Source organism: Thermobacillus composti KWC4 (assembly GCF_000227705.2).
In the GTDB taxonomy this organism is placed as follows: Bacteria; Bacillota; Bacilli; order Paenibacillales; family Paenibacillaceae; genus Thermobacillus; species Thermobacillus xylanilyticus.
This window is the reverse complement of record NC_019897.1, coordinates 35,130-57,562: the sequence shown is the minus strand read 5'-3', so window position 1 is coordinate 57,562 and position 22,433 is coordinate 35,130. Positions and strand designations below refer to the sequence as shown.

General features: G+C 61.2%; 22 protein-coding genes and 1 pseudogene. 8 read left to right on the top strand and 15 right to left on the bottom strand.

What is annotated here, in order from left to right; translation table 11 throughout:
* Positions 1-34 precede the first annotated feature (34 nt).
* From THECO_RS00220 to THECO_RS00200, 5 genes are all read right to left on the bottom strand, one after another.
* A complete protein-coding gene (locus THECO_RS00220) occupies positions 35-994 on the bottom strand; it encodes an ABC transporter ATP-binding protein (protein ID WP_015253071.1) in 960 nt (319 codons plus the stop codon).
* Entirely contained in the window at positions 991-2,010 is a 1,020-nt protein-coding gene (locus THECO_RS00215) for an ABC transporter ATP-binding protein (RefSeq protein WP_015253070.1), read from the bottom strand. The genes THECO_RS00220 and THECO_RS00215 overlap by 4 nt, the downstream gene beginning before the upstream one ends.
* 19 nt (positions 2,011-2,029) lie before the next feature.
* On the bottom strand, positions 2,030-2,971 hold the full coding sequence (locus THECO_RS00210) for an ABC transporter permease (RefSeq protein ID WP_083883326.1): 942 nt from the start codon (positions 2,969-2,971) through the stop codon (positions 2,030-2,032).
* Between the two features lie 13 nt (positions 2,972-2,984).
* The gene (locus THECO_RS00205) at positions 2,985-3,917 is read right to left on the bottom strand and encodes an ABC transporter permease (RefSeq protein WP_015253068.1); all 933 of its coding nucleotides are present in this window, start codon (positions 3,915-3,917) and stop codon (positions 2,985-2,987) included.
* Between the two features lie 207 nt (positions 3,918-4,124).
* A complete protein-coding gene (locus THECO_RS00200) occupies positions 4,125-5,543 on the bottom strand; it encodes a peptide ABC transporter substrate-binding protein (RefSeq protein ID WP_232427716.1) in 1,419 nt (472 codons plus the stop codon).
* A 94-nt stretch (positions 5,544-5,637) separates the two neighbouring features.
* On the opposite strand from THECO_RS00200, the gene THECO_RS22060 reads away from it, so the two are divergent.
* The 6 genes from THECO_RS22060 (at position 5,638) to THECO_RS00175 (ending at position 10,075) form a co-directional block, all read left to right on the top strand.
* Positions 5,638-5,904, top strand: coding sequence for a hypothetical protein (locus THECO_RS22060; protein ID WP_232427715.1), 267 nt, complete (start codon positions 5,638-5,640; stop codon positions 5,902-5,904).
* A 318-nt stretch (positions 5,905-6,222) separates the two neighbouring features.
* Positions 6,223-6,606, top strand: coding sequence for a hypothetical protein (locus THECO_RS00195; RefSeq protein ID WP_015253066.1), 384 nt, complete (start codon positions 6,223-6,225; stop codon positions 6,604-6,606).
* Positions 6,603-7,946 carry a right-handed parallel beta-helix repeat-containing protein gene (locus THECO_RS00190; protein ID WP_015253065.1) on the top strand — a complete coding sequence of 448 codons (1,344 nt, stop codon included), beginning with the start codon at positions 6,603-6,605 and terminating at the stop codon, positions 7,944-7,946. The genes THECO_RS00195 and THECO_RS00190 overlap by 4 nt, the downstream gene beginning before the upstream one ends.
* Complete coding sequence (locus tag THECO_RS00185) at positions 7,943-8,539, top strand: nitrous oxide reductase accessory protein NosL (protein WP_015253064.1); 597 nt, start codon at positions 7,943-7,945, stop codon at positions 8,537-8,539. The genes THECO_RS00190 and THECO_RS00185 overlap by 4 nt, the downstream gene beginning before the upstream one ends.
* Positions 8,536-9,357, top strand: coding sequence for an ABC transporter permease (locus THECO_RS00180; RefSeq protein ID WP_015253063.1), 822 nt, complete (start codon positions 8,536-8,538; stop codon positions 9,355-9,357). Before THECO_RS00185 ends, THECO_RS00180 begins: the two co-directional genes overlap by 4 nt.
* Positions 9,350-10,075, top strand: coding sequence for an ABC transporter ATP-binding protein (locus THECO_RS00175; RefSeq protein ID WP_015253062.1), 726 nt, complete (start codon positions 9,350-9,352; stop codon positions 10,073-10,075). The genes THECO_RS00180 and THECO_RS00175 overlap by 8 nt, the downstream gene beginning before the upstream one ends.
* A 50-nt stretch (positions 10,076-10,125) precedes the next feature.
* Here the strand turns inward: THECO_RS00175 and THECO_RS00170 are convergent, their stop codons facing one another.
* The 3 genes from THECO_RS00170 to THECO_RS00160 are packed head-to-tail and all read right to left on the bottom strand — an operon-like array spanning position 10,126 to position 13,127.
* Complete coding sequence (locus THECO_RS00170; RefSeq protein WP_015253061.1) at positions 10,126-11,133, bottom strand: FecCD family ABC transporter permease; 1,008 nt, start codon at positions 11,131-11,133, stop codon at positions 10,126-10,128.
* Positions 11,130-12,140, bottom strand: coding sequence for a FecCD family ABC transporter permease (locus THECO_RS00165; RefSeq protein ID WP_015253060.1), 1,011 nt, complete (start codon positions 12,138-12,140; stop codon positions 11,130-11,132). Before THECO_RS00165 ends, THECO_RS00170 begins: the two co-directional genes overlap by 4 nt.
* A gap of 21 nt (positions 12,141-12,161) precedes the next feature.
* Positions 12,162-13,127, bottom strand: coding sequence for an iron-hydroxamate ABC transporter substrate-binding protein (locus tag THECO_RS00160; protein ID WP_015253059.1), 966 nt, complete (start codon positions 13,125-13,127; stop codon positions 12,162-12,164).
* A gap of 191 nt (positions 13,128-13,318) precedes the next feature.
* On the opposite strand from THECO_RS00160, the pseudogene THECO_RS00155 reads away from it, so the two are divergent.
* Positions 13,319-14,148, top strand: a pseudogene (locus THECO_RS00155) (aminoglycoside N(3)-acetyltransferase).
* Between the two features lie 79 nt (positions 14,149-14,227).
* Here the strand turns inward: THECO_RS00155 and THECO_RS00150 are convergent.
* The 4 genes from THECO_RS00150 to THECO_RS00140 all read right to left on the bottom strand — a co-directional run bounded on the left by THECO_RS00150 (position 14,228) and on the right by THECO_RS00140 (position 17,930).
* A complete protein-coding gene (locus THECO_RS00150; protein ID WP_015253057.1) occupies positions 14,228-14,986 on the bottom strand; it encodes an SDR family oxidoreductase in 759 nt (252 codons plus the stop codon).
* A gap of 127 nt (positions 14,987-15,113) precedes the next feature.
* Complete coding sequence (locus tag THECO_RS00145) at positions 15,114-15,992, bottom strand: putative RNA methyltransferase (protein WP_015253056.1); 879 nt, start codon at positions 15,990-15,992, stop codon at positions 15,114-15,116.
* A 203-nt stretch (positions 15,993-16,195) separates the two neighbouring features.
* On the bottom strand, positions 16,196-16,960 hold the full coding sequence (locus THECO_RS20830) for a DUF3800 domain-containing protein (protein WP_015253055.1): 765 nt from the start codon (positions 16,958-16,960) through the stop codon (positions 16,196-16,198).
* A gap of 94 nt (positions 16,961-17,054) precedes the next feature.
* Positions 17,055-17,930, bottom strand: a complete 876-nt coding sequence (locus tag THECO_RS00140; protein WP_015253054.1) for a LysR family transcriptional regulator — start codon at positions 17,928-17,930, stop codon at positions 17,055-17,057.
* 114 nt (positions 17,931-18,044) lie between these two features.
* Here THECO_RS00140 and THECO_RS00135 point away from each other — a divergent pair, with 114 nt between their 5' ends.
* Complete coding sequence (locus THECO_RS00135; RefSeq protein ID WP_015253053.1) at positions 18,045-18,716, top strand: type 1 glutamine amidotransferase domain-containing protein; 672 nt, start codon at positions 18,045-18,047, stop codon at positions 18,714-18,716.
* A gap of 73 nt (positions 18,717-18,789) precedes the next feature.
* Here the strand turns inward: THECO_RS00135 and THECO_RS00130 are convergent, their stop codons facing one another.
* From THECO_RS00130 to THECO_RS00120, 3 genes are all read right to left on the bottom strand, one after another.
* A complete protein-coding gene (locus THECO_RS00130) occupies positions 18,790-19,707 on the bottom strand; it encodes an aldo/keto reductase (protein WP_015253052.1) in 918 nt (305 codons plus the stop codon).
* Between the two features lie 139 nt (positions 19,708-19,846).
* Entirely contained in the window at positions 19,847-20,959 is a 1,113-nt protein-coding gene (locus THECO_RS00125) for an LLM class flavin-dependent oxidoreductase (RefSeq protein WP_015253051.1), read from the bottom strand.
* Between the two features lie 102 nt (positions 20,960-21,061).
* Positions 21,062-22,354 (bottom strand): ABC transporter substrate-binding protein, encoded by a 1,293-nt coding sequence (locus THECO_RS00120; RefSeq protein ID WP_015253050.1) that lies wholly within the window; start codon positions 22,352-22,354, stop codon positions 21,062-21,064.
* Between the last annotated feature and the right edge of the window lie 79 nt (positions 22,355-22,433).

Genomic DNA, 22,433 nt, shown 5'->3' with positions numbered 1-22,433 from the left:
CGTTTTCGCCGTTGGGGCGATCCGATTTCGTCGATCAAGCGTGCAAATGGCAGGCCGCCCAGTGCCCCGGCCGCACTTCGCGGAACGCGGGCGCCTCCTGAGCGCAGCGCTCCTTCGCGTGAGGACAACGCGTCCGGAACGGACAGCCGCTCGGCGGATTCATGGGATTGGGGAGCTCCCCCCGCAAAATGATCCGCTCCTTCTTCGCTTCGGCTTCGGGATCCGGAATCGGAATGGCGGACAGCAGCGCTTGGGTGTAGGGATGCTGGGGATCATCATACAGATCTTCGCTGCGCGCCAATTCCACGATTTTGCCCAGATACATGACGGCGATGCGGTCGCTGACGTACTTGACCATCGCCAGATCGTGGGCGACGAACAGGTAGGTCAGCCCCATCTTTTTCTGCAGGTCGATCAGCAGATTCACGATCTGCGCCTGAATGGACACGTCGAGCGCGGAGATCGGCTCGTCGCACACGATAAACTCCGGCTCGACCGCGAGCGCCCTTGTAATGCCGATCCGCTGCCGTTGTCCGCCGGAAAATTCATGGGGATACCGTGAAGCGTGCTCGGCGCTGAGACCGACAAGCTCCAGCAGTTGTTCCACCCTGTATTTCCGCTCGGTCCGGCTCTTCACCAATCCGTGGATATCGAGGGCCTCGCCGATGATGTCCAGCACGGTCATTCTCGGATTGAGCGACGCGTACGGGTCCTGGAAAATCATCTGCATCTTGCGGCGGAACGCTTTCAGCCCGGAACGCTTGAGCCGCGTAATATCCGTCCCGCCGATCAGCACCCGTCCGCTCGTCGGTTCATACAGGCGGATGACCGTGCGGCCGGCGGTCGTCTTGCCGCAGCCGGATTCGCCGACCAATCCCAGCGTCTCGCCTTTTTGAATGGTGAATTGGATGCCGTCCACCGCTTTGAGCACCCGGCGTCTTCCCACGGGAAAATATTTGGTCAAGTCCTGGACTTCGATAAACGGCTCACTCATGCGTCCGCCTCCTTCCCGCCGACCACCGCCGCCGCTTTTTCACCGGCGGACTGCAGCCAGCACCGCACGCTCTGGGTTTCGCTGATTGCGGTCCAATCCGGGTCTTGCCGTTCGCAAATGCGCATGGCCGCTTCGCACCGGCTGCAGAAGCCGCAGCCTTGCGGAGGTTGAATCATGTCGGGCGGCGTTCCGTAAATCGGAATGAGCGGTTCGTCCTTCGGCTGATCAAGCCGCGGCAGCGACTTCAGCAATCCCTTGGTGTAAGGATGCTGCGGATTTTTGAAAATTTCCCACTTGGTTCCCGTTTCCACAATTTGACCGGCATACATGACGATCACGCGGTCGCACAGATCGACCACGACCCCCAGGTCGTGCGTGATCAGGATAATGGAAGTATTCGTTTTCTGCTGGAGCTCCTTCATAAACTGCATGACCTGCGCCTGAATCGTCACATCCAGCGCGGTCGTCGGCTCGTCGGCGATGAGCAGCGCCGGGTTGCAGGCGAGCGCGATGGCGATCATCACCCGCTGGCGCATGCCGCCGGATATTTGGTGCGGATATTGCTTCATCCGTGTTTCCGGATCGGGAATGCCGACCATGGCGAGCAATTCGATCGCCCGCGCTTTCGCGGCGGATTTGCGCAGACGCTGGTGCTTGATCAGACTTTCCATGATCTGCATGCCGATCGTCATCGTCGGATTCAGCGATGTCATCGGGTCCTGAAAAATCATGCCGATCTTGTTGCCGCGCACTTTCTGCATCTCTTTCTCGGAGATCGTCAGCAAATCTCTGCCCTCGAAAATCACGGAACCGCTTTTGAACTTCCCCGGCGGCATGGCGATCAGGCGCATGATCGCTTGCGCGGTGACGCTTTTGCCGGAGCCGGATTCGCCGACGATCGCCACCGCTTCCCCTTCGCGCACGTGGAAGCTCACGCCCCGCACCGCCTCGACTTCACCGCCGTATACCTCAAACGACACGCGCAAATCGCGCACTTCCAAAATCGTTTTGCCCATGACCGCAACCTCCTGTCCGTTACGATTTCCGCATGACCGGGTCGAACGCGTCCCGCAGCCCGTCTCCGAACACATTGAAGGCGAACATCGTCAGGCTCAGAAACAGAGCCGGGAAAAATTCCCGCCACGGATAAACCGTGAGCGCGTTGATCCCGTCATCCAGCATCGTCCCCCAGGAAGCGACGGGAGACTGAACGCCCAGTCCCAGGAAACTGAGAAACGCTTCGGTGAAAATCGCGCTGGGAACGGAGAGCGTCAGGGTCACAATAATCGGCCCCATGGCGTTCGGGATCAGATGGCGAAACAGAATGCGCATGGAGCTTGCTCCGAGCGACCGGGAGGCCAGCGCGTATTCCTGGTTTTTGAGCTGCATGATTTGCCCGCGCACGATCCAGGCCATATTGATCCAACCGGTAATGGACATGGCCACGATGATGGTGGTCAGGCTTGGCTCCATCACCACCAGCAGCATGATCACCACGAGCAAATACGGTATCGCGTACAGGATTTCCGCGATCCGGTTCATCACTTCGTCCACTTTTCCGCCATAGTACCCCATGATGCCGCCGTAGACGACGCCGATCACCAGATCGATCAAGGCGGCCGCGACGCCGACGAACAGGGACACCTGCGCGCCTTTCCACGTTCGCACGAACATGTCCCGTCCGAGGTCGTCCGTTCCGAACCAATGGTTCCAGCTCGGCGGCTGGTTCGTGTTTTCCAGGTCGTTGGTGAAATGGTCATGGGGCGAGATGATCGGAACGAAGATGGCCAGCAACGTGATCAGGATGATGATGACAAGCCCGGTCATCGCCAGCTTGTTGCTGAACAGGCGATAGCGGATATGCTGCCAGGTGGACATGCTTTTGCGCTCGATGCGTTCTTTTCCGGACGGATCGCGTCCGATGGGCGCAAACAGATCGACGTTCGCCTGCACGACGGTGTTGGTATTGCCTTCGATGCGCACGATGGGATCACGCCACCTTTTTCGTAAAGTTTCTCATCCGCGGGTCCACCAACGCGTATGCGATGTCCGCCAGGAATCGGCATACCATCAGCAAGACGGCGTAAAACACCGTGATCCCCATGATCAGCGGGTAGTCCCGGTCGACGACGCTTTGCACGAAAAACTTGCCCATGCCGGGTATCGCGAAGATCGCTTCGATGACGACGGAACCGGTAATGACGCCCGCGACCAGATAGCCCAAATACGTGACGACAGGCAGCATCGAATTGCGAAGGGCGTGCCGCCACACGATCAGATGCCCGGGCAGGCCTTTGGCTTTCGCCGTCCGGATGAAATCGGCGTGCAGCACCTCGGTCATGGTGGTGCGAATCAATCGGGCGATAAAGGCGATCGAAGCGGAAGAAAGCGCGATCGTCGGAAGTACGTAATCCAGCGGACGCTCAAGCCCCGCCACGTTGAACAGGCGGAATTTCACGGCGAACAGGTATTGCAGGAGCGGCGCCATCACCATGCTGGGAACGGCGAGTCCGATCACCGCCAGCACCATCGCCAGATTGTCCAGAAACTTTCGGTGATGCAGGGCGGCGATAATGCCCAGCACGCAGCCCGCGATGACCGAGGTGATCACCGACACGACGCCGAGACGGAGCGAATATTTGAAGGAATCGGCGATGATTTTGTTGACGGAATAGAAGCGCTTTTTCATGGAAATGCCCAGATCGAATTTCAGCAGATTTTTAAGGTAGATGCCGTATTGCTGGATCAGCGGTTTGTCCAGACCGTAGTAGGCTTCGAGATTTTTTTGGATTTGGGGTGTGGTTGCCTTCTCTCTTTGCAAGGGGCTGCCGGGAACCGCGTTCATGAGCACGAACGTGGCGGTGACCAGCACGAACAGCGACACGATCATAAAGACGAATTTCTGCAGGATGAAGCGGACCATGGAGTTCACCACCCTTTTGCCAAAATTCAAAAGGGTATATATAGGGACTATATATACCCTTTTGTTCAAAGATAAGACTTTATAAGTTTCACGCTTATAACCGGCTTATCTTTCACCGCAAAACGGACGCGCCCGCCCGGGAGGACGGCGCCAGCCGTTTTTGCTTGATTGACCGTCACGATATGAATTCGATTGCGGCTTGCCGCCTTATTGTCTGTCGCCGAAAACCCAGTTGAGATAGCCGGCGTAGTCCGAGACGACGTCCACAATGCCGGGCTTAATCATCGTCACCGTTGTGTAGTAGTAGATCGGCAGGATCGCCATGTCGTCGGCGATCGCGATTTTTTCCGCCTCCGCGATGTTGGCCATGACCGTTTTTTCATCGGAGGATGCGATCGCCTGTTCCAGCAGTTGGTCGACTTGGGGGTTGGCGTAAGCACCGTCGTTGTTGCCGGACTTGGAGTGAATCAGGTCGTACGAGAAACTGATCGGATGGTTGTAGTCCGCACCCCAGCCGGCGCGGGCGATATCGTACTGCAGCGCGTCCCGCGTTTCCAGGAACGTGCCCCATTCCTGGTTGCCGAGCTTCACCTCCACGCCCAGGTTCTTGCGCCATTGGTCCACGATCGCTTCCGCGATCGCCTTATGGCCCTCGTTGGTGTTGTAAAGCAGCGTAACTTCGGGGAATTTGGAAAGCCCCTCTTCCTGCAGGCCTTCGGCGAGCAGTTTTCTCGCTTCTTCCACATTCTCCTGGAAGTAACCGCTGTCCGGGTACAGTTCACGGAACGATTTGCCTTCCACGCCTCTGATGCTGGGCGGAACGAGGGCGAACGCCGGCTCTTGATTCGCTTTCGTCACGTTGTCGATGATGGCTTGCCGATCGATGGCCATCGCGAACGCTTTGCGGATTTTGGCGTTGCTGAACGGTTTTTTGGTCGTATTGAAGATGTAGTAGTACGTGGAAGCGATCGGCATGACCTTCGCTTCGCCGCTTTGAAGCGCTTGCGTCACCTGATCCGTCGGCACCGATCCCGCCTGGGCGCCGATCCAGTCGATCTCGTCCGTCTTGAACAGGTTGAAGACGGTGGAGTCTTCTTCAACCATCAAGACCGTCACTTTGTCAAAGTTGATCTTGTCCTTGTTGTAGTAGTCCGGATTTTTCTCGAGCACCAGCTTGCCGCCGTGCTGCCATTCGGTTACCTTGAACGGGCCGTTGGTGACGAGCGTTTTGATGTCGGTCGCCCAATCCGGTCTGCCTTCGACGACGTTTTTGTTGACCGGCCAGTAGGAGCTGTGGGCGAGGATGTCCAGGAAGTAAGGCGTCGCGCTTTCCAGCTTCACTTCCAGCGTGTAGTCATCCAGCGCCTTGACGCCGACCTCGTCGGCCGAAGCCTCGCCGGCGTTGTATTTCTCGCCGTTTTCCAGGTAGTACAGCATGTACGCGTAGTCGGCCGCGGTCTCCGGCGCCAGCGTGCGTTTCCAGGAATATTCGAAATCGTGGGCGGTCACCGGATCCCCATTGGTCCATTTCGCCCCCTGATGCAGCTTGAAGGTGTAGGTCTTGCCGTCGGCGGAAACCACGATGGACTCGGCCAGCGCCGGTTCGGAAATTCCTTCGGGGTTCAAGCGAAACAAACCTTCATACAACCCCAGACCCAAAATGTAAGACTGCGAGTCCGTAGACAGCGCCGGATCCAGGCTCGGCGGTTCGCTGCTGATAGTGAAACGGAATTCCTTGAGCCCACCCGTTGGTTCGGCATTGGATTCGTCACCGGTTTGGGTGTTGGTGCTCGGCGAATTGCCGCTTGGCGGTGCGGTTTCGCCGCCGTTTTGGTTTTGGCCGCCGTTATTGTTGTTGCCGCTGGTACAGGCGGCGAGCAGCGTTCCGACGAGCGCCATTGTCAGCACCGCTGATAAGATGGAGCTCCACTTCATCTTGGAAATCTTCCACATACGTCAAGATTCCTCCAATCTTTGTCAAATTTGAGAGTTTACTATTAATATAAAATTATTATAAATAACTATAATAATTGCATCAATATTCAGATTTTGTTATATCGTGTAAAATCATGTCTAAATCTTGCTATATGAGGCGAAAAAAAGACCGCCGAATGATCGGCAGTCCAAACCGTGCATACTAGGGTATATCTTGCTGCGCATAACGGATGCGGCCCGTCCGAGATATGCGAAAACCATGCTCTTGATGTTCATGGAATCTCCACAACTCCTGGCCCGAAATGGTCATGCGGTCCGAAGGCGCGCGTTCTACGATGAAATCATGAGGGTGAGGGGAGGCGGAGAACCGATGCGGATGCGGAAAGCGGCGGGAATCCTCGCGGCGGCGTTCGTGCTGCTCGCGGTTCTTGCGGCATGTTCGCGCGAGAACTTGCAGCAGATCGGTCTGGTCGGCATCGAAGCGTCGTTCGAGATCGAGCCGGCGCAAGCCCGGGCCGGTGAAGACGTACAGATGAAAGCGGTGTTTACCGGCGTCGAACTGGACGAAAATGCAAACGTGCAGTTCGTCGTCATCGCGGACGGTGAGCCGACCACGGTGAAACACCGTTACGAAGGCGACAATACGTTCACGGCCGAGTACCGGTTCGAGCAGCCGGGCGAATATGACATCGATCTTCATCTGTACTACGAGGACGTCCATATCTACAAGAAGAAACAGGTGAACGTGCAATGACGCGGACGAGCCTTGTCCGCGGGATGAGGCGGACCGCCGCCCTTCTGGTGATCGGCGCGGCGCTGGCGGCCCGGCCGGCGGGCGCGGCGGACACGGGGGAGCCAAGGCCGCTTCAGCCGCTCATTGACGCGGCGCCGGAGGGGGCGGTGCTGCGCCTTGCGCCGGGCGAGTATGCCGGGCCGGCCGTCATCGGCAAGCCGCTGACGGTGGAAGCGGAGGCGGAAGGCGCCGTGACGGTTGCGAGCGCGGACGAGCGTCCCGCGATCGCCGTTACGGCGGCGGGCGTCACCGTCCGCGGGCTTCGGATCGAGCAAGCGGGCGGTCGAGACAGCCCGGCGGTACTCGTCACGGCTCGCGGGGCGGCGCTCGAAGGGCTCGACATCGTGACGGACGGCTACGGCATCCGCCTCGAACGGGCCGACCGGTCGGTCGTGCGCGGCAGCATGGTCCGTTCTTCCCGGCCGTCCGGCGGCCGGTTCACGGAGCGGCGGAACGGCATCGATCTGTACGAGACGCATGACGCGGTAATCCAGGACAACACGGTCGCGTCGATGTATGACGCCATCTATATCGAGAACAGCGACAACGTGCGGATCACGGGCAACGCGGTCGAGTCGTCGCGGTACGGCATCCACGTCATGTACTCGGACGGCACGGTGATTGCCGGCAATGACGGCCGCATGAATGTCACCGGCGCGATGGTGATGACGGTGGACGGCGTGCTGCTTGAGGGGAACATTTTTGCGAAGCAGAGCGAGAATGTCAACTCCCAGGGCATCCTGCTGTTCGCGGCCAAAAATTCGGTCGTGCGCGGGAACGTCGTTTCCGGCAACCGGGTCGGCATTTACGTGGAAGGATCCGTCGACAACCGGATCGAGAACAACGAGATTCTGGACAATTTCATGGGGATGCAGCTTCTCGATTCCGAAGGGAACGCCGTCACGGGCAACCAATGGATCGGGAACGTGGCGGATGCCGGCGCGCAGCGCAGCGGAGCGAACCGGATCGAGCGGAATTTCTGGGATTCGTTCAGCGGCGTCGATGCGGACGGCGACGGCGCCAGCGACCTGCGCTATGCCGTCAATCCGTTCTTCCTGTCGGTCACGGAGCGTCGGCCGGTGTTCCGGCTGCTGTTCCAATCGCCGGGGATGAAGTTTCTGGAGGGGTTGTACGGTGCGGACCGGAGCGGGTGGGCGGTTGACGCCGCGCCGCTCATGGAGCCCGCGCGGGAGACGGACAGGACAAGCCGGGAATCGGGACGGGCCGCAGGAGCCGCAGGCGCGCTTCTGCTTGCGGCGGCCTGCGCCGTCATGATCATTTCGAGGAGGAGAACGACATGAGGAATCGGCGGATGACCTTGGCACTCGCGATCATCATGGCAGCCGTCCTTAGTGTGGCATGCGGCCGCAGCGAATATTCGGCGCGTGCGGTGAACGAGGAGACGGACCGGTGCGCGCAATGCAACATGGCTGTGGCGGACGACGCCCATGCGACGCAGATCGTGATGAAAGACGGACGGACGCTCATGTTCGACGATATCGGATGCATGTACGCCTGGCTGGCGGAACACGGCGACGGCGATGTCGGCGCGTCCTTCGTCCGTGACTATCACGGCCTCCAATGGGTCAAGACGGAGAAGGCGTACTACGTCTACGACGCGTCGTTCAAGACGCCGATGGCGTACGGCGTGCTGTCGTTCGCGGACAAGGCGGACGCCGAGGCGTTCATCGCGGAGCAGGGCAAGGGCGTGCTCATGGCGGCGGACGAACTCCCGGATCATGCGTGGAAAGTGAATCGCGATATGGGACAAACGCATGGCGAGGGCGCGCATGGGGACGATGGCACGCATGGCCGCGGCACCGGCCATGGCGACGGCGGCGGCCACGGCCGGGAAGCCGGCGGGGATGCGCATGAAGGCGGAGCCGGGGCATGACGCAAATGCTGCAGGTGGCGGGCCGGGAAATCCGGATGGGCTTCCGCAATCCGTGGGCTTATTCGTTCCTGGCCTTGTTCGCCCTGTTCATGCTCGCCCTGCTGCTGATCAACCGGCAGGGATACGTGCAGGGGTATTCCGGCGTGACAGGCACGATGCTGAATCTGATCCTGTACCTGCTGCCGCTCATGACGCTGATGCTGGGCTCCTTCTCCCTCACGGGTGAAAAAGAAGACGGCGGATGGGAACTGCTCTCCACCTACCCGCTGACAACCGGCGCCTACCTGATCGGCAAGTACATCGGCCTTGCCGTCGTGCTGCTCGCCATCGCGGCGTTCGGCTTCGGCCTGGCGGGCGTCGCGGGCTGGGCGGCGGGCGGCGGTTTCGGTTTCCGGACTTATGTCGTGCTGCTTGCGTTTTCTTTTTGCCTCGCGCTGATGTATCTTGCGGTGTCGCAGCTGGTCGGCGCGCTGGCGCGCAACCGGTGGCAGGCGCTGACCATCTCGGCCGCCGTCTGGTTCTTCACGGTCATGGCCTGGCCGGCGCTCCTGATCGCGGTGCTCGGCATGCTGCCGTATCCGTGGATCAAGCCGGGCGTGTCGATGCTGACGTTGTTCAATCCGGCGGAGCTGGCCCGGCTGCTTGCCGTCATCAAGCTCGGCGGCGGCTCGATGCTCGGGGCGGACTACACGGAGTGGGTGACGTGGATCCGCGGCGGGAGCGGGACGATGGTGTTCACGGTCGTCTGTCTGGCCTGGGTCGCCGTCTGCCTCGGCCTGGCCGGATGGCTCTGGGAGAGGGGGCGGAGGCATGGCTGAACCGGTGCTGGTGATGGAACATGTGCGGAAGTCGATGCGCCGGCAGGAAGTCATCAAGGACTTCACCCTGCAGGCGGAAGCGGGGCGGGTGATCGCGCTGCTCGGCGGCAACGGCGCGGGCAAGAGCACAATTCTCAGGATGATCGCCGGCATCCTGCACCCGGACGCGGGAGAGATTCGCGTCGGCGGGCTGCGCTGGAAGGACGGCCGGCTGCGGTACGCCGAGCGGGTCGGCTACATGCCCGACGATTACCGGTTCCCCGGCGGGCTGACGGCGATGGAGACGATGACGTTCTGGGCGAAGCTGCGCGGGCTGCCGAAGAGCCGGGCGGCCGAGGCGCTGGCCGAGGTCGGGCTGTCGGACACGGGGACGAAGCCGGTGGCGTCGTTCTCGAAGGGGATGCGGCAGCGCGTCCTGTTCGCGCAGGCGCTGCTCGCGCGGCCGCCGCTCGTCCTGCTGGACGAGCCGACGAACGGCCTCGATCCATTCTGGATGGAGAGCTTCATCCGGCTCGTGCGGGAGGCGGCGGAGCGGGGGCAGACGGTGCTGTTCTCGACGCACCAGCTCGAGATCGCGGAGGCGGCGGCCGACCGGATCGTCTTCCTGCGGGACGGCGTGGCGATGTTCGACAGCAGCGCGGGGCAGAACGGCGCGGACGGACCGGAGACGCTGCGCGAGGCGTTCGCCCGGATGTACGGCATTCCGCTCCGGCGGTGAAACGGAAAGAGGCTCGGCCTTGAGGGATTCAGGGACCGAGCCTTTTGGTTTTACTTGCGCAGCAGCAGATACAGGAAGTACGGCGCGCCGATCAGCGCCGCCATCGTGCCGGCCGCGATGCCCTCGGGCTGGGCGACGTTGCGCCCGATCGTGTCCGCGACGAGCAGCAGCCAGCCGCCGACGAGGATCGAGATCGGGAGGGATAACTGGTGGCGCGGCCCGACGAGCCGCTTGGCGATATGCGGCGCCATCAGGCCGACGAATACGATGCTGCCGGCCATCGCGACGGCGGACGCGGCCATCGCGACGGCGGCCAGCAGCAATGCGGCGCGCTCGCGCGTGAGCGGCACGCCGATGCCGATCGCTTCCGATTCGCCGAGCTCCAGCAAATTCAGGCGGCGCGCCCGGTATAGCACGAACGGCACGAGCACGACCAGCCACGGCAGCAGCGCCAGGATGAACGGCCAGTCCGCACCCCAGATGCTGCCGGCCCGCCACTTCGAGATGAAATCGACCTTCTGCGGCTCGGCTGCCGAGATCAGCACGACCATGAGGCCGTTCAGCGCGATGGAGCTGCCGGCGCCGATCAGCACCAGCCGGAGCGGGTGCAGGCCGGATCCGCGGCGGTACGCCGCCAGCCAGATCAGGATGGCGGCGGCCAGCGCGCCGGCGAAGGCGATGGCCGGCACCAGATAGAGGAACAGGCCGGCATCGATCGGGAAGAACAGGTAGTACAGCGTAACCGCGACGCCTGCGCCGGCATTGATGCCGATGATGCCGGGATCGGCCAGCTCGTTGCGGCTGACCCCCTGCAGGATGGCGCCGGACAGCGCGAGCGCCATGCCGGCGAGCAGCGTGATCACGATGCGCGGCAGCCGGATCGAGAACAGCACGAATTCTTCCTTGAACGTCCCCTGGCCGAGGAAGGTCGGAATGAGCCGGTCGAAGGACAGCGAAGCATAGCCGAGGCCCATGCTGACGACCGCGGTGGCCGCGGTCAGGCCGAGCAGGCCAAGCAGCCAGAGGCGCTGTTTCCGGACGAGCGCCTTCGGAATCATGAGCGCTGCCCCCCTCTCCGCGCGATGATCAGGAAGAACGGGATGCCGAGCACGGCGATGATCGCTGCCGTCGGCGTCTCATAAGGCTTGCTGATCGTCCGGGCGAGCGTGTCGGCGAGCAGCAGCAGCGAGGCGCCCGCCACCGCCGCCATCGGCAGGACGCGCCGATAGTCCGTGCCGACGAGCGCCCGCGCGATATGCGGCACCATCAGGCCGATGAACGCCATGCTGCCGACAAGGGCGACGGATACGCCGGCCAGCAGGATGACGACGGCGGACAGCGCCGCCTTGACGAGGGCGGTGCGCTGGCCGAGCCCGGCGGCGACTTCTTCGCTCAAGGACAGCACCGTCAGCTGACGGGCGTACAGAAACGCGGCGATCAGGCCGGCGGCGACGGTCGGGACGACGATGGCGAGCTGCCGCCAGGTCGTGCCCATGATGCCGCCCGCCGTCCACATCGAGACGTCCTTCGTCACCTTGAAGGCGATGCCGATCGCCTCGGCGAGGGCGTACAGGAAGAACGTGACGGCCGCCCCGGCCAGCACGAGCCGGAGCGGGGACCAGCCGTCCCTGCGCGAGGCGCCGAGGCCGAGGACGAGCAGCATGCCGAACGCTGCGCCGATCCAACCGGCGACGGTCATGCCGAAGTAGCCGAGCGCGGGGAAGAACGCGAACCCGACGGCGAGCGCCAGGTTCGCGCCCGCCGTAATGCCGAGCAGCCCGGGGTCGGCGAGCGGATTGCGCGTCATCCCCTGCATGATCGCGCCTGCGGCGGCCAATGCGGCGCCGACGACCATCGCGGCGATCTCCCGCGGCAGCCGGATTTCCCGGATGATCAGAATCTGATCATTGACCTCCCGGGAGAAAAGAGCTTGCCAGACATCACGGAAAGGGATGTTCGCCGCGCCGTACACGAGCGACACGACGAACATCCCTGCCATGACCGCGACGCCGGCGGCCATCGTCCATCCGTATGCGGCCCTGCGCGGGCGCCCCGGAACGTTCATCACGAAGCGTCATCCTCTCCGTCACGGGCTGTTCAGGAAGAAATCTTCGAACAGCTCCAGCTGCATCTCCAGGGTGTAGGGGTCGGAGAACGAAGAGCCTTCCCCGGTCATTTCGAGCACCCGGCCGTTCTTCACGGCGGGAATGTTCTTGTACGTTTCGGTGTCCTGGAACGACAAGTCGGCGTTCGAATATTTGCTGATGATCAGATAGTCGCCGACGAATTCCGGCAGCACTTCCGGAGACAGCGCGTAGTAGCCGGATGCCAGCGCGTTCTCCTTCACTTTCTCCGGCATGCCGAGCTTCATTTCCTGATAGAGCAGCTCCGTGCCGCGCGCCCAGTTGTCGCCGAACACGTAGATCGCCTTGTCATACACTTCGATGACGGTGACCGTGGCGTCCTCGCCGATTTTCTCGCGGATTTTCGCGCCGGCTTCTTCCAGACGCTTCCGGAAACCTTCGACCCATTCCCGGGCTTCCTGCTCCTTGTTGACCGCCTTGCCGACCTCGATGTGCATGTCGAAAATGTTGAGCGCGCCCCAGGTGTACGAGACGGTGGGTGCAATCTGGCTCATCTTGTCAAGGTTCTTGGTGGTCGACAGCGCGATGATCAGGTCGGGCTCAAGCTCGATGATTTTCTCCAGACCTTCTTCGGACACTTCCTCGACATCCTTCAGCTGCTCGGCGAACTGCGGGGCGCTCTTCGACCATACGTCGGTGCCGATCACGGGCACGCCGAGATGCATGAGGTTGCCGGTGAAGCCGGACAGGGAGATGACCCGCTGAGGATCTGCGGGAACTTCGATCGGTCCGGTCTCCGATTCGTAGGTGATGGTGCCGCTCTGTGCGGGCTGCTCATTCCCCTGGGCGGATTGCGGGTTCTCCTGCGCCGGCGGTTGATTTTCCCGGGCCGACTGCTGATTCCCGCCGCCGCATGCGGTGACGGCGAGCGCCAGCACCAGCAGGACGGGGAACAAAATGTTGCGCATGATGCTCCACTCCTCAACTTGCTATGTATGTTGATGGTTTGACGAAATGATAATGATTATCAGTTTCGACAATATGATGATAGCGGCCGGAAGAAAGGTTGTCAATGACATTCCGGCGGCGAATTTTTCCACTATAATCAAGGTTTCCGCGGCGGACGGGAAGGGGATGGACCCGGCTGCGGCGAACGGATATGCACATAGGTACGGGAGGGATCGGCATGAGCGAGAAGGATGTCGTCGCCCGGACGGCCGAACCGGTGACGACCGGAAGGATGGTGCGCGATCTCCGGCGGCTCGGGGTCGAAGACGGGGATGTGTTGCTTGTCCATTCGTCGCTGTCGAGCATCGGCTGGGTGTGCGGCGGACCGCAGGCGGTCGTGGATGCGCTGCTCCGCGCGGTCGGCGGGGAGGGGACGCTGGTCATGCCGGCGCAAACCGGCGACTGGAGCGATCCGGCCGAATGGCAGAATCCCCCGGTGCCGGCGGACTGGCACGAAATCATTCACCGGGAGTGGCCCGCGTTCGATCCGGATGTGACGCCGACGCGCGGGATGGGGCGGATCGCCGAGTTGTTCCGCACGTACCCGGGGACGAAGCGGTCCGGCCATCCCCAGGTGTCGTTCTGCGCGAACGGGCGGCATGCGGATGCGATCGTGTCGGAACATCCGCTCACCCCGCAGTTCGGCATGCCCTCGCCGCTCGGCAAAATGTACGGCATGCGGGCGAAGGTGCTGCTGCTCGGCGTCGGCTACCATGCCTGCACCAGCTTTCATCTGGCCGAAACCCGGCTCCCTTCGATGCCGGTCAAGCGGATGGGGGCGGCGATCCGGGAAAACGGCGAGCGGGTGTGGCGGTGGTTCGAAGCTATGCCTACGACGCGGATGATTTCAACCGGATCGGCAGGGAGATGGAAGGCAGCATTTCCGTGCGGAAAGGGACGGTCGGACAGGCGGAATGCCGGCTTTTCGACATGAAGGAGGCGGTGGACTTCGCCGCGCAATGGATGGCGGAGAACCGGTGAAACGGCGAAATGGAACCTGAGCGGTTCCATTTCGCGTTTCGATGGTTTCGATGGGAAGGGGAGTGGAGCCAATCCTGGATCAGTATGCGGTCCAGCCCGCGTCGGCCGTCACGACCGCGCCGTTCACGAAGCTTGCGTCGTCCGAAGCGAGGAACAGCGCGACGGCCGCGATCTCTTCCGGCTCGCCCGTGCGCGGGTTGTTGCTTGCGCCGGACATGGCCTTGCCCATGCCGAATTGGCTCGGGTTGTTCATCGTCGTGCCGATGTTCGTGTTCACGCCGCCTGGCGCGATCGCGTTGCAGCGGATGCCGTATTCGGCGTACTGGAAGCCGACGTTCTTCGTAAAGCCGATGACGGCGTGCTTCGAAGCGGTGTAGGCCGCGCCCGCCCGGGAACCTTGCAGGCCGCCGATCGAGGCGATGTTGACGATGGCGCCGCTCTTCTTCTCCATGAAAATCGGCAGCACTTTGCGGGTCGTCCGCATCGGTCCGGTCGTGTTCACCGCGAAGACGCGTTCCCACAGCTCGTCGGTGATTTCCGTCGCCGGGACGAAGTTGTCCATGATGCCCGCATTGTTGATCAGGATGTCGACGGTGCCGTACGTCGAAACGGCCGTATCGACGAGGTTCTGCACGTCTTCTTCCTTGGCGACGTTGGCCGCCACGGCGATGGCCGTGCCGCCTTTCGCTTCGATGCCCTGGACCACGGCCTGCACGCCTTCGGCATTGAGGTCGGATGCGACGACCTTGGCGCCTTCCTGCGCGAACCGTTCGGCGATGGCCTTGCCCATGCCGGATGCCGCGCCGGTGACGATGGCGACTTTGCCGGACAGTTTCATACCGGTATGCCTCCTCGCTCTTCGTTTGATTTCATGGTAGCAAATGTTGGACATCGTCCGTTGTGACCGGCATCACTGCGCGAGGAGGGGGCATGTGCTATGCACGGTTCAGCCGGAGCCGCGCAGTTCAATCGGCGTTGCGGCCGATGAGCACGGCCAGATCGATCGTCATCTCCAGCTGGTCCAGCGCAGCGATGCGCTGTAGGGCCTCTTCGCCGGCCTGCCAGCTCAGCGGCGTCATTGCGGCGAGGTGCGGCAGCAGCGGGCGGTCCAGCCGGACGCGGCAGCGGAGCCGGTCCTCGTCGATCATTGTGAACCGCTCCCGAAAATGCGCCTTCGCCCGGCTGCCGGCGGTGACCGGCCGATCCGCATCCGGCTGCAGCAACCGCCTGAGTTCGATGAGGTAGTCCGGCTCGGGGATCACCTTCAATACGACGCCGCCGGGCGCCAGCAGCCGGCTGAACTCCTCATAATTGGCCGGAGAGAGGATGTTGAGGACGGCGTCGAAACAGCCGGCGCCCAGCGGACTGCGGGCCAGATCCCCGACGCACCAGAGCAGCTCCGGATACGATCGCGCAGCCATTTCCACGCCTTCCTTCGCGAGGTCGATGCCCACACCCCATATAGCTTGTCCCGTTTCCGCCGCGATCTTGCCGCGGATGCGGGCCAGATGCGAGCCTTCCCCGGAGCCCGCGTCGAGCAGGCGGAGAGGGGACTTGCCGCCGCAAGATTGCAGGATCTTCGCCGCCGCAAGTTCATGGAGCGGATCGTACAGTCCGCCGAGCAGCACCGCCCTGCGGGATTGGAACAGCCGCTTGTCATATTTCGCGCGCGCCGGGCGCGTCAGCAGATTGATGTATCCGTGCTTCGACAGGTCGAACGTGTGGCGGGCCGGGCAGACGATGCTCCGGCGGTCCAGCCGGACGGTCTGTCCGCAGACCGGGCAGCGGAGCAGCGCGGCAACGGCCGCCTCCGGGCCGTTCTGTGCGGAATGGTAAGCGGTCATGATTGGAAGCCTCCCGGTCCCATCATAGCATGCCAAGTGTATATAGCAGTAACAAATAATAAAGGCCACAATTTGGTGGCCAACAATGTAATTTCTTTTTGACATTTTGTCAATATCTGAATACAATGAAATTGGAACTGAACCCAAGCCAGACTTGGTAGTAGGCTCCACCCGGCCCTTACGGGCCTTTTATTTTTGCCTATTCAAACGTAAACTATACCATTTGGATCTGTTCGCGAAGCAACTTTGCATAAGATACTATTATATCTTCTGAAATAATTTTGCGCCTTTTTGGAACGTATATAGGAATTTGGTTGATGCATTTGGTACAAAAAGTAGGCATTTACATCTACTAGTTGGTGTATAAAGGAATTAGCAGAATCTTTAAAGTAAGGATCTTCTATGATTCGGATAGTTTGTAGCATTCTATACCCTGGGGCGCCCAAATTGGGCACAGGGTTATATCTTCTCATTTTTCTAACCAGACCCGTTAATTTTTTGTTGTCAGTTTGATCTGGTATGATAATAGCCTTATCTCTTTCTCTACCATGGCCATTTGGAAAGTTACCATATTGTATTGTATTGTCGATTCTTTGAATTAAGCGACTCCATGCTTTTTCAAAAACATCATATGTGGATGGTTTCCCAAGTTTTCTGACAACTACATTGACTAAGCGGATGTAACCTAAATTCTCCTGAAAATCAATTGCTTTTTTACAAATTTGAAGTCTTTCGTGTTTTGGGATTCGTGCCAACTTGCCAGGCTTCGAAAAGAAGTGTGCAGCGTGTATCTCTTCTCTTAATTTAAGACCATAGAAACTCCGCATATCTGAACGGAATTGTAATACATCATTCAACAAGTTTTCCCATTGTGACTCATGTACTACCAATGCACTCAGTACAAAAAATTGTGTAGGTGAATTTGTGAGTCCGATATCCCCACTCTCATCTACGTAAACCAGGTACATTGGCGACGTCTCCTGTTAAATAATGTATTTACTGATCTGATTATATCAATTTCGACAATTTTCACAACCTTCGCGATTGCTGCTAGATATTTTCTCAGCGGGCGGCAGCCGCGGCGAGCGCGTCGGCGAAGGCCGAGAGCCGCTCATCGCCGCTGTCCGCCGACCGCCGGACGAGCCACAGCTCGTTCACGGCCGGTGTATCCGGCTCATGCAGCACGTGGAGGCGTCCCGCCTTGAGCTCATCGCGGATCAGGTAATCCGGCAGCACGCTGACGCCGAACCCGCGCAGCACCATCGTCTTGATGACCCGCAAGTCGGGGACGACGCAGTCCGGCAGAATCGCGCAGCGGACGCCGAATGCCTGCATCCAGTAGCGGCGGATCATCGGCAGGTCGGAGCCGTAGCTGATCCAACGCTCCTTCTCAAGCGCGGCCCGGATCGCTTCTCTGCCCGCGCCGCGCGGCACGTCGAGCGGCCGGGCGCCGACCGGCAGGAACGTCTCGACGGCGAGCCGGGAGAAGACAAGCCCGGTCGTCGCCACATGCTGCGTGGCCACGAGCAGGTCGAGCTCGCCGTCCTGCAGAAGGCGCAGCAGCGGGCGCGTCTCGCCGAACGTGAAGATCAGCCGGTACGGCGAGTCCGGCAGCGCGGGGATGATCCGCTCGTGCATGAACTCGGACGGTCCGCCGAGACGGAGGACGGGCGCCCGTCCCGGCAGCTTGAAGGCGTCGTCCACCCGTTCCAGGCGGTCGACGGCCGGCGCGATCTGCGCGTAGAGCTGCTTCGCGCGCTCGGTCGGCACCATGCGGCGGGGCGTCCGGCGGAACAGCGGCTCCCCGATCTCGGCCTCGAGCGCGGCGAGATGCTGGCTGAGCGCCGGCTGGGTCATGTACCGGGACGCCGCGGCGGCGGAGACGGAGCCGTGGCGGTAGATTGCGACGAAGGAACGGAACCATTCGAAGTCGGCCATAAAAATTTTAATACCACCATGCATTTTTCTTTATTTGGATTATAGCAGCCGATGGCATACACTGAAAGCGTGGCAGCCGGCTGCATGCATATTCCATGGTGGAAAGAGGGATGGATGGTGGCCCAACGACATGTGCTCATGGTGGTGACGAGCCACGGCGAAATGCCGACGGGCGAACGGACGGGGATCTGGCTGTCCGAGTTCGCCGAGCCGTATGAAGTGTTCCGCGCGTCCGGGTTCAAGATTACGGTTGCAAGCATCAAAGGTGGCAAAGCGCCGATCGATCCGCGCAGCCTGACGGCGGAGGCGGAAGCCAAATGGGCGGAGGCGATCCGGGTGCTCGACGATACGGTGCCGATTGACGCGGTGAGCGCGGACGGGTTCGACGCCCTTTTCCTGCCGGGGGGACACGGGACGATGTTCGACCTGCCGGGCAGCGTGAAGCTGCAGTCGCTCATCCGGACGCTCATCGAATCGGATCGTCCGGTCGGCGCGGTCTGCCACGGTCCGGCCGGACTCGTCGACGTGAGGCTGTCCGACGGCACGCATCTGGTGAAAGGCCGGCGGGTGACGGCGTTCACGAACGAGGAAGAGCGCGCGGTGAAGCTCGATCAGGCGATGCCGTTCCTGCTCGAGGACCGGCTGCGGCAGGCGGGCGCGGCGTTCATCCCCGCGGAGAAATGGGCCGATCACGTCGAAGTCGACGGGAAGCTGGTGACGGGCCAGAATCCGCAGTCCGGCGAGTCGGCGGCGCGCAAGCTGGCGGAATTGGTTGCATCGGCATAAGAGCAGGAATGAGGCCCGACAAGAAAAAAGAAAGGCCGGCAAGGACCTGACATCCTTGGCGGCCGTTTCGCATTTACGGCAGAATGTTGCCGGCGGCACGGTAGATCTCGTACCACTCTTCGCGGGACAGATGCACTTCGCTCGCCTTGCAGCAGTCGCGCAGGCGGTCGATGTTCATCGTGCCGGTCACGGGCTGCATCTTCGCCGGATGGCGGAGCAGCCACGCGATCGCGATCGTCGTGTTCGAGACGCCGTGATTCGCCGCGATCTCGTCGATCTTCTTGTTCAGCTCCGGGAACTTCGGGTTGTCGAGGAAGACGCCCTCGAAGAACCCGTACTGGAACGGCGACCACGGCTGAATCGTGATATCGTGCAGGCGGCAGTAGTCGAGCACGCTGCCGTCGCGGTCGATCGCGGAGTCGTTCTCCATGTTGACGTTGATGCCGCTTGCGATCATCGTCGCGTTCGTGATGCTGAGCTGCAGCTGGTTCGCGACGATCGGCTGGCGCACATAGCGCTTCAAGAGCTCGATCTGCATCGGCTTCTGGTTCGAGACGCCGAACCAGCGCACTTTGCCGGAGCTGTGCAGCTGATCGAACGCCTCCGCCACTTCCTCCGGCTCGACGAGCGCGTCCGGACGGTGGAGCAGCAGCACGTCCAGGTAGTCCGTCCGCAGCCGCTTCAAGATGCCGTCGACGGACGACAGGATATGTTCCTTCGAGAAGTCGAACATCCCCTTGCGGATGCCGACCTTCGACTGCAGGATCATGGACGAGCGGATTTCGGCGTTCATGCCGATGGCGTCCGCGAAAATCTCCTCGCAGGCGCCGCCTCCGTAGATGTCCGCATGGTCGAAGAAATTCGCGCCTTCTTCGAGCGCCGTGCGGATGAATTTCTCCGCTTCCGGCTTGCTCAGCCGGTTGATGCGCATGCAGCCGACGGCGACGACGGGCACTTGAAGCGTGCTGGTGCCGAGTTGAATGGTACGCATGATGGATGGATAGCCTCCTTGTGATCGGCGATAAGGTGTTGAATCGAACGCGCCGCAGGGCGGGCTGCGCCGCTGTGAATGCGTGTTCACGATGATTGTGGCATATCAAGGGCGCGCAATCAAGCCAAAGATTGGCTCGTCACTCCGCATCCCCCGCGCGTCCCGTCCAGCGCGCCAGCTCCTTCCGCACGATCGGCGCCACGCGTGTGCCGAGCAGCTCGATCGCGCGCAGCACGTCCTTGTGCGGCATCGTGCCGACGTTGACGTGGAGGAAGAACCGGGTGACGCCGAGGTTCCGGTGCAGCAGGACGATTTTCTCCGCGACATATTCGGGGTCGCCGACGTAGAGCGCGCCCCGCAGGCTGCGCGCCGCGTCGTAGGTCTCGCGGGTGTACGGCGGCCATCCCCGTTCCCGGCCGATCTGGTTCATCTGCGCCTGCGTCGGCAGATAGAATTTCTCGTCCGCCTCCTCGGCCGTGTCCGCGACGAAGCCGTGCGAATGCGTCGCGATCTGCAGCTTCGACACATCGTGGCCGGCCTGCTCGGCCGCGCGCTTGTACAGCTCGATAAGCGGTGCGAACCGCTCCGGCATGCCGCCGATAATCGCGAAGCAGACGGGCAGGCCGAGCAGGCCGGCCCGGACGGCCGATTCCGGATTGCCTCCGGTCGCGATCCAGACGGGCAGCGGGTTCTGCACGGCGCGCGGATAGACGCCGCGGCCGTCGATTGCGGGCCGGTGTCCGCCGCGCCACGTCACGATTTCGTTCCGGCACACTTCAAGCAAAAGTTCCAGTTTCTCGTTGAACAGCTCATCGTAGTCTTCCAGCTTGCAGCCGAAGAGCGGGAACGATTCGATGAACGAGCCGCGGCCCGCCATGATTTCCGCCCGGCCGTTCGAAATGCCGTCCAGCGTGGCAAATTGCTGATAGACGCGGACCGGGTCGTCCGAGGACAGGACGGTGACCGCGCTCGTGAGCCGGATCCGCTTCGTCAGCGGCGCGGCGGCCGCCAGCACGACGGCCGGCGCGGAGCAGGCGTAGTCGGGCCGGTGGTGCTCGCCGACGCCATAGACGTCAAGGCCGGCCTGCTCGGCAACGACGATTTCTTCCACCGCGCGGCGCAGCCGTTCCGCATGGCTGATCCGCTCGCCCGTCTCCGGGTCGGGCGTCGCTTCGAGGAAGGTGCTGATGCCGATCTCGATGCCGGCGGCAGGTTCGTTATCTTGACTCGGGGTGCTGCTGTGTTCGGACATGTAGTTCGCCTCCTTCGATACCATCAGTGTACGCCAACCGGCAGCGTTCCACAAACAAGAACACCCGGCATCGTTCAAGATGCTGGGTGTTCTGTCTTCCGGTTATCTCGGCGCGCCGAGCTGCGTCCAGGCGTTTTCGATGTCTTTGACGGCCTGTTCGCGCGTCGTGTTGCCCGCGATGTAGGCTTGCATGATCTCGCCGAAGCGCTGATGGAAGCTGTCCAGCGAATAGATAATCGCCAGTTCGCCCGTCTTCTCGGTCTGCATGATTTGCTGCATTTGCTGCGGCATCTGCAGCTGCGGGAACGGGACGTCCTTGATCGGCGGAATGACTTTCGCCACTTCCGAGAACCACGATTTGCCGTAATCCGACGTGTACAGCCAGTTGAAGAACTCCAGCACTTCGTCGACCACCGGGGAATCCTTGTTGATCCGAAGCGCCTGATCGGCGCCGGTAATGATCATGGCATCCTCCGGATTCTCGCTGACCGGATAGCCGGCCACGCCGATGTTCAGGTTCGGATCGATCTTCAGAATCTGCTCTTCCGTCCAGGCGCCTTGACCGGTCATGATGGCCGCCTTGCCCGTCGCGAAGTCGCTGATTTGCGCGGACAGGTCACGTTCCAGCGGCTTCGGCATGCCATGCTCAACGGTCAGGTCGATGAAGTCGAAGAAGGCCATCAATTCCGGATGATCCGCGAACGTCGTCTTGCCGGCGATGAAGTCCTGAACGAGCGCTTTCGTGTTGCCCGGTGCCGCCGCATTGATGAAGTGCTGGAAGATATGCTTCTGCACCCACCACTCTTTGTAACCGTTGGCGAAAGGCGTTACGCCGATCGCTTCCAGCTTCGCGATGGCATCCTTCAGTTCCGTCATCGTTTTCGGGAACGATTCGATGCCCGCCTTCTCAAACAGGTCTTTGTTGTAGATGATGGCGAACAGGTTGTCCTTCACCGGCAGGCCGAGCACCTTGCCGTCGCTGGACGTCATGTTCGCTCTCACCGCGTCGTTCATTGCTTGCGCAAGTGGTTCGTTGGTCAGGTCGGCGCTATACTCCGCGTACTGATCGATTTCCCCGCCGGCCGTCGATGCGAACACGTCGGACAGGTTGCCCGACGCGATTTTCGATTTCAGGATGGTCGGGTAGTCGGCCTGCATGATTTCCAGTTCAATCGAGACGTTCGGCTTTACTTTTTTGTACTCTTCAACGAAAGCATTGAAGGCGTCGGTGTATTCCGGCATGTTGATGAACATGCGCATGTTGACGGGCTGTTCGTTCGCTCCGCCGCCTTCTCCCGTGTTCGCGCCCTGTTCCGCGTTATTCTTGGAACCGCATGCCGCGGCCATGCCGGCCAGCAGGACGGCGCACAACACGAGTGCCGTTTTTTTCAACATTTCAACCCCTCCGTCTTTTGGATGTTTGCCTTTTCATTGTAAAGAACGCGGAGAGTCCGAAAGAAGGCGATATCGTAGA

Coding starts and splice junctions, on each gene's coding strand:
- THECO_RS00170 (WP_015253061.1), bottom strand. CDS start 11,133: ATGATTCCGAAGGCGCTCGTCCGGAAACAGCGCCTCTGGCTGCTTGGC.
- THECO_RS00220 (WP_015253071.1), bottom strand. CDS start 994: ATGAGTGAGCCGTTTATCGAAGTCCAGGACTTGACCAAATATTTTCCC.
- THECO_RS00195 (WP_015253066.1), top strand. CDS start 6,223: ATGCGGATGCGGAAAGCGGCGGGAATCCTCGCGGCGGCGTTCGTGCTG.
- THECO_RS00120 (WP_015253050.1), bottom strand. CDS start 22,354: ATGTTGAAAAAAACGGCACTCGTGTTGTGCGCCGTCCTGCTGGCCGGC.
- THECO_RS00145 (WP_015253056.1), bottom strand. CDS start 15,992: ATGACCGCTTACCATTCCGCACAGAACGGCCCGGAGGCGGCCGTTGCC.
- THECO_RS00135 (WP_015253053.1), top strand. CDS start 18,045: ATGGTGGCCCAACGACATGTGCTCATGGTGGTGACGAGCCACGGCGAA.
- THECO_RS00180 (WP_015253063.1), top strand. CDS start 8,536: ATGACGCAAATGCTGCAGGTGGCGGGCCGGGAAATCCGGATGGGCTTC.
- THECO_RS00125 (WP_015253051.1), bottom strand. CDS start 20,959: ATGTCCGAACACAGCAGCACCCCGAGTCAAGATAACGAACCTGCCGCC.
- THECO_RS00140 (WP_015253054.1), bottom strand. CDS start 17,930: ATGGCCGACTTCGAATGGTTCCGTTCCTTCGTCGCAATCTACCGCCAC.
- THECO_RS00205 (WP_015253068.1), bottom strand. CDS start 3,917: ATGGTCCGCTTCATCCTGCAGAAATTCGTCTTTATGATCGTGTCGCTG.
- THECO_RS00165 (WP_015253060.1), bottom strand. CDS start 12,140: ATGAACGTTCCGGGGCGCCCGCGCAGGGCCGCATACGGATGGACGATG.
- THECO_RS00150 (WP_015253057.1), bottom strand. CDS start 14,986: ATGAAACTGTCCGGCAAAGTCGCCATCGTCACCGGCGCGGCATCCGGC.
- THECO_RS00185 (WP_015253064.1), top strand. CDS start 7,943: ATGAGGAATCGGCGGATGACCTTGGCACTCGCGATCATCATGGCAGCC.
- THECO_RS00130 (WP_015253052.1), bottom strand. CDS start 19,707: ATGCGTACCATTCAACTCGGCACCAGCACGCTTCAAGTGCCCGTCGTC.
- THECO_RS00175 (WP_015253062.1), top strand. CDS start 9,350: ATGGCTGAACCGGTGCTGGTGATGGAACATGTGCGGAAGTCGATGCGC.
- THECO_RS00190 (WP_015253065.1), top strand. CDS start 6,603: ATGACGCGGACGAGCCTTGTCCGCGGGATGAGGCGGACCGCCGCCCTT.
- THECO_RS20830 (WP_015253055.1), bottom strand. CDS start 16,960: ATGTACCTGGTTTACGTAGATGAGAGTGGGGATATCGGACTCACAAAT.
- THECO_RS00215 (WP_015253070.1), bottom strand. CDS start 2,010: ATGGGCAAAACGATTTTGGAAGTGCGCGATTTGCGCGTGTCGTTTGAG.
- THECO_RS00160 (WP_015253059.1), bottom strand. CDS start 13,127: ATGCGCAACATTTTGTTCCCCGTCCTGCTGGTGCTGGCGCTCGCCGTC.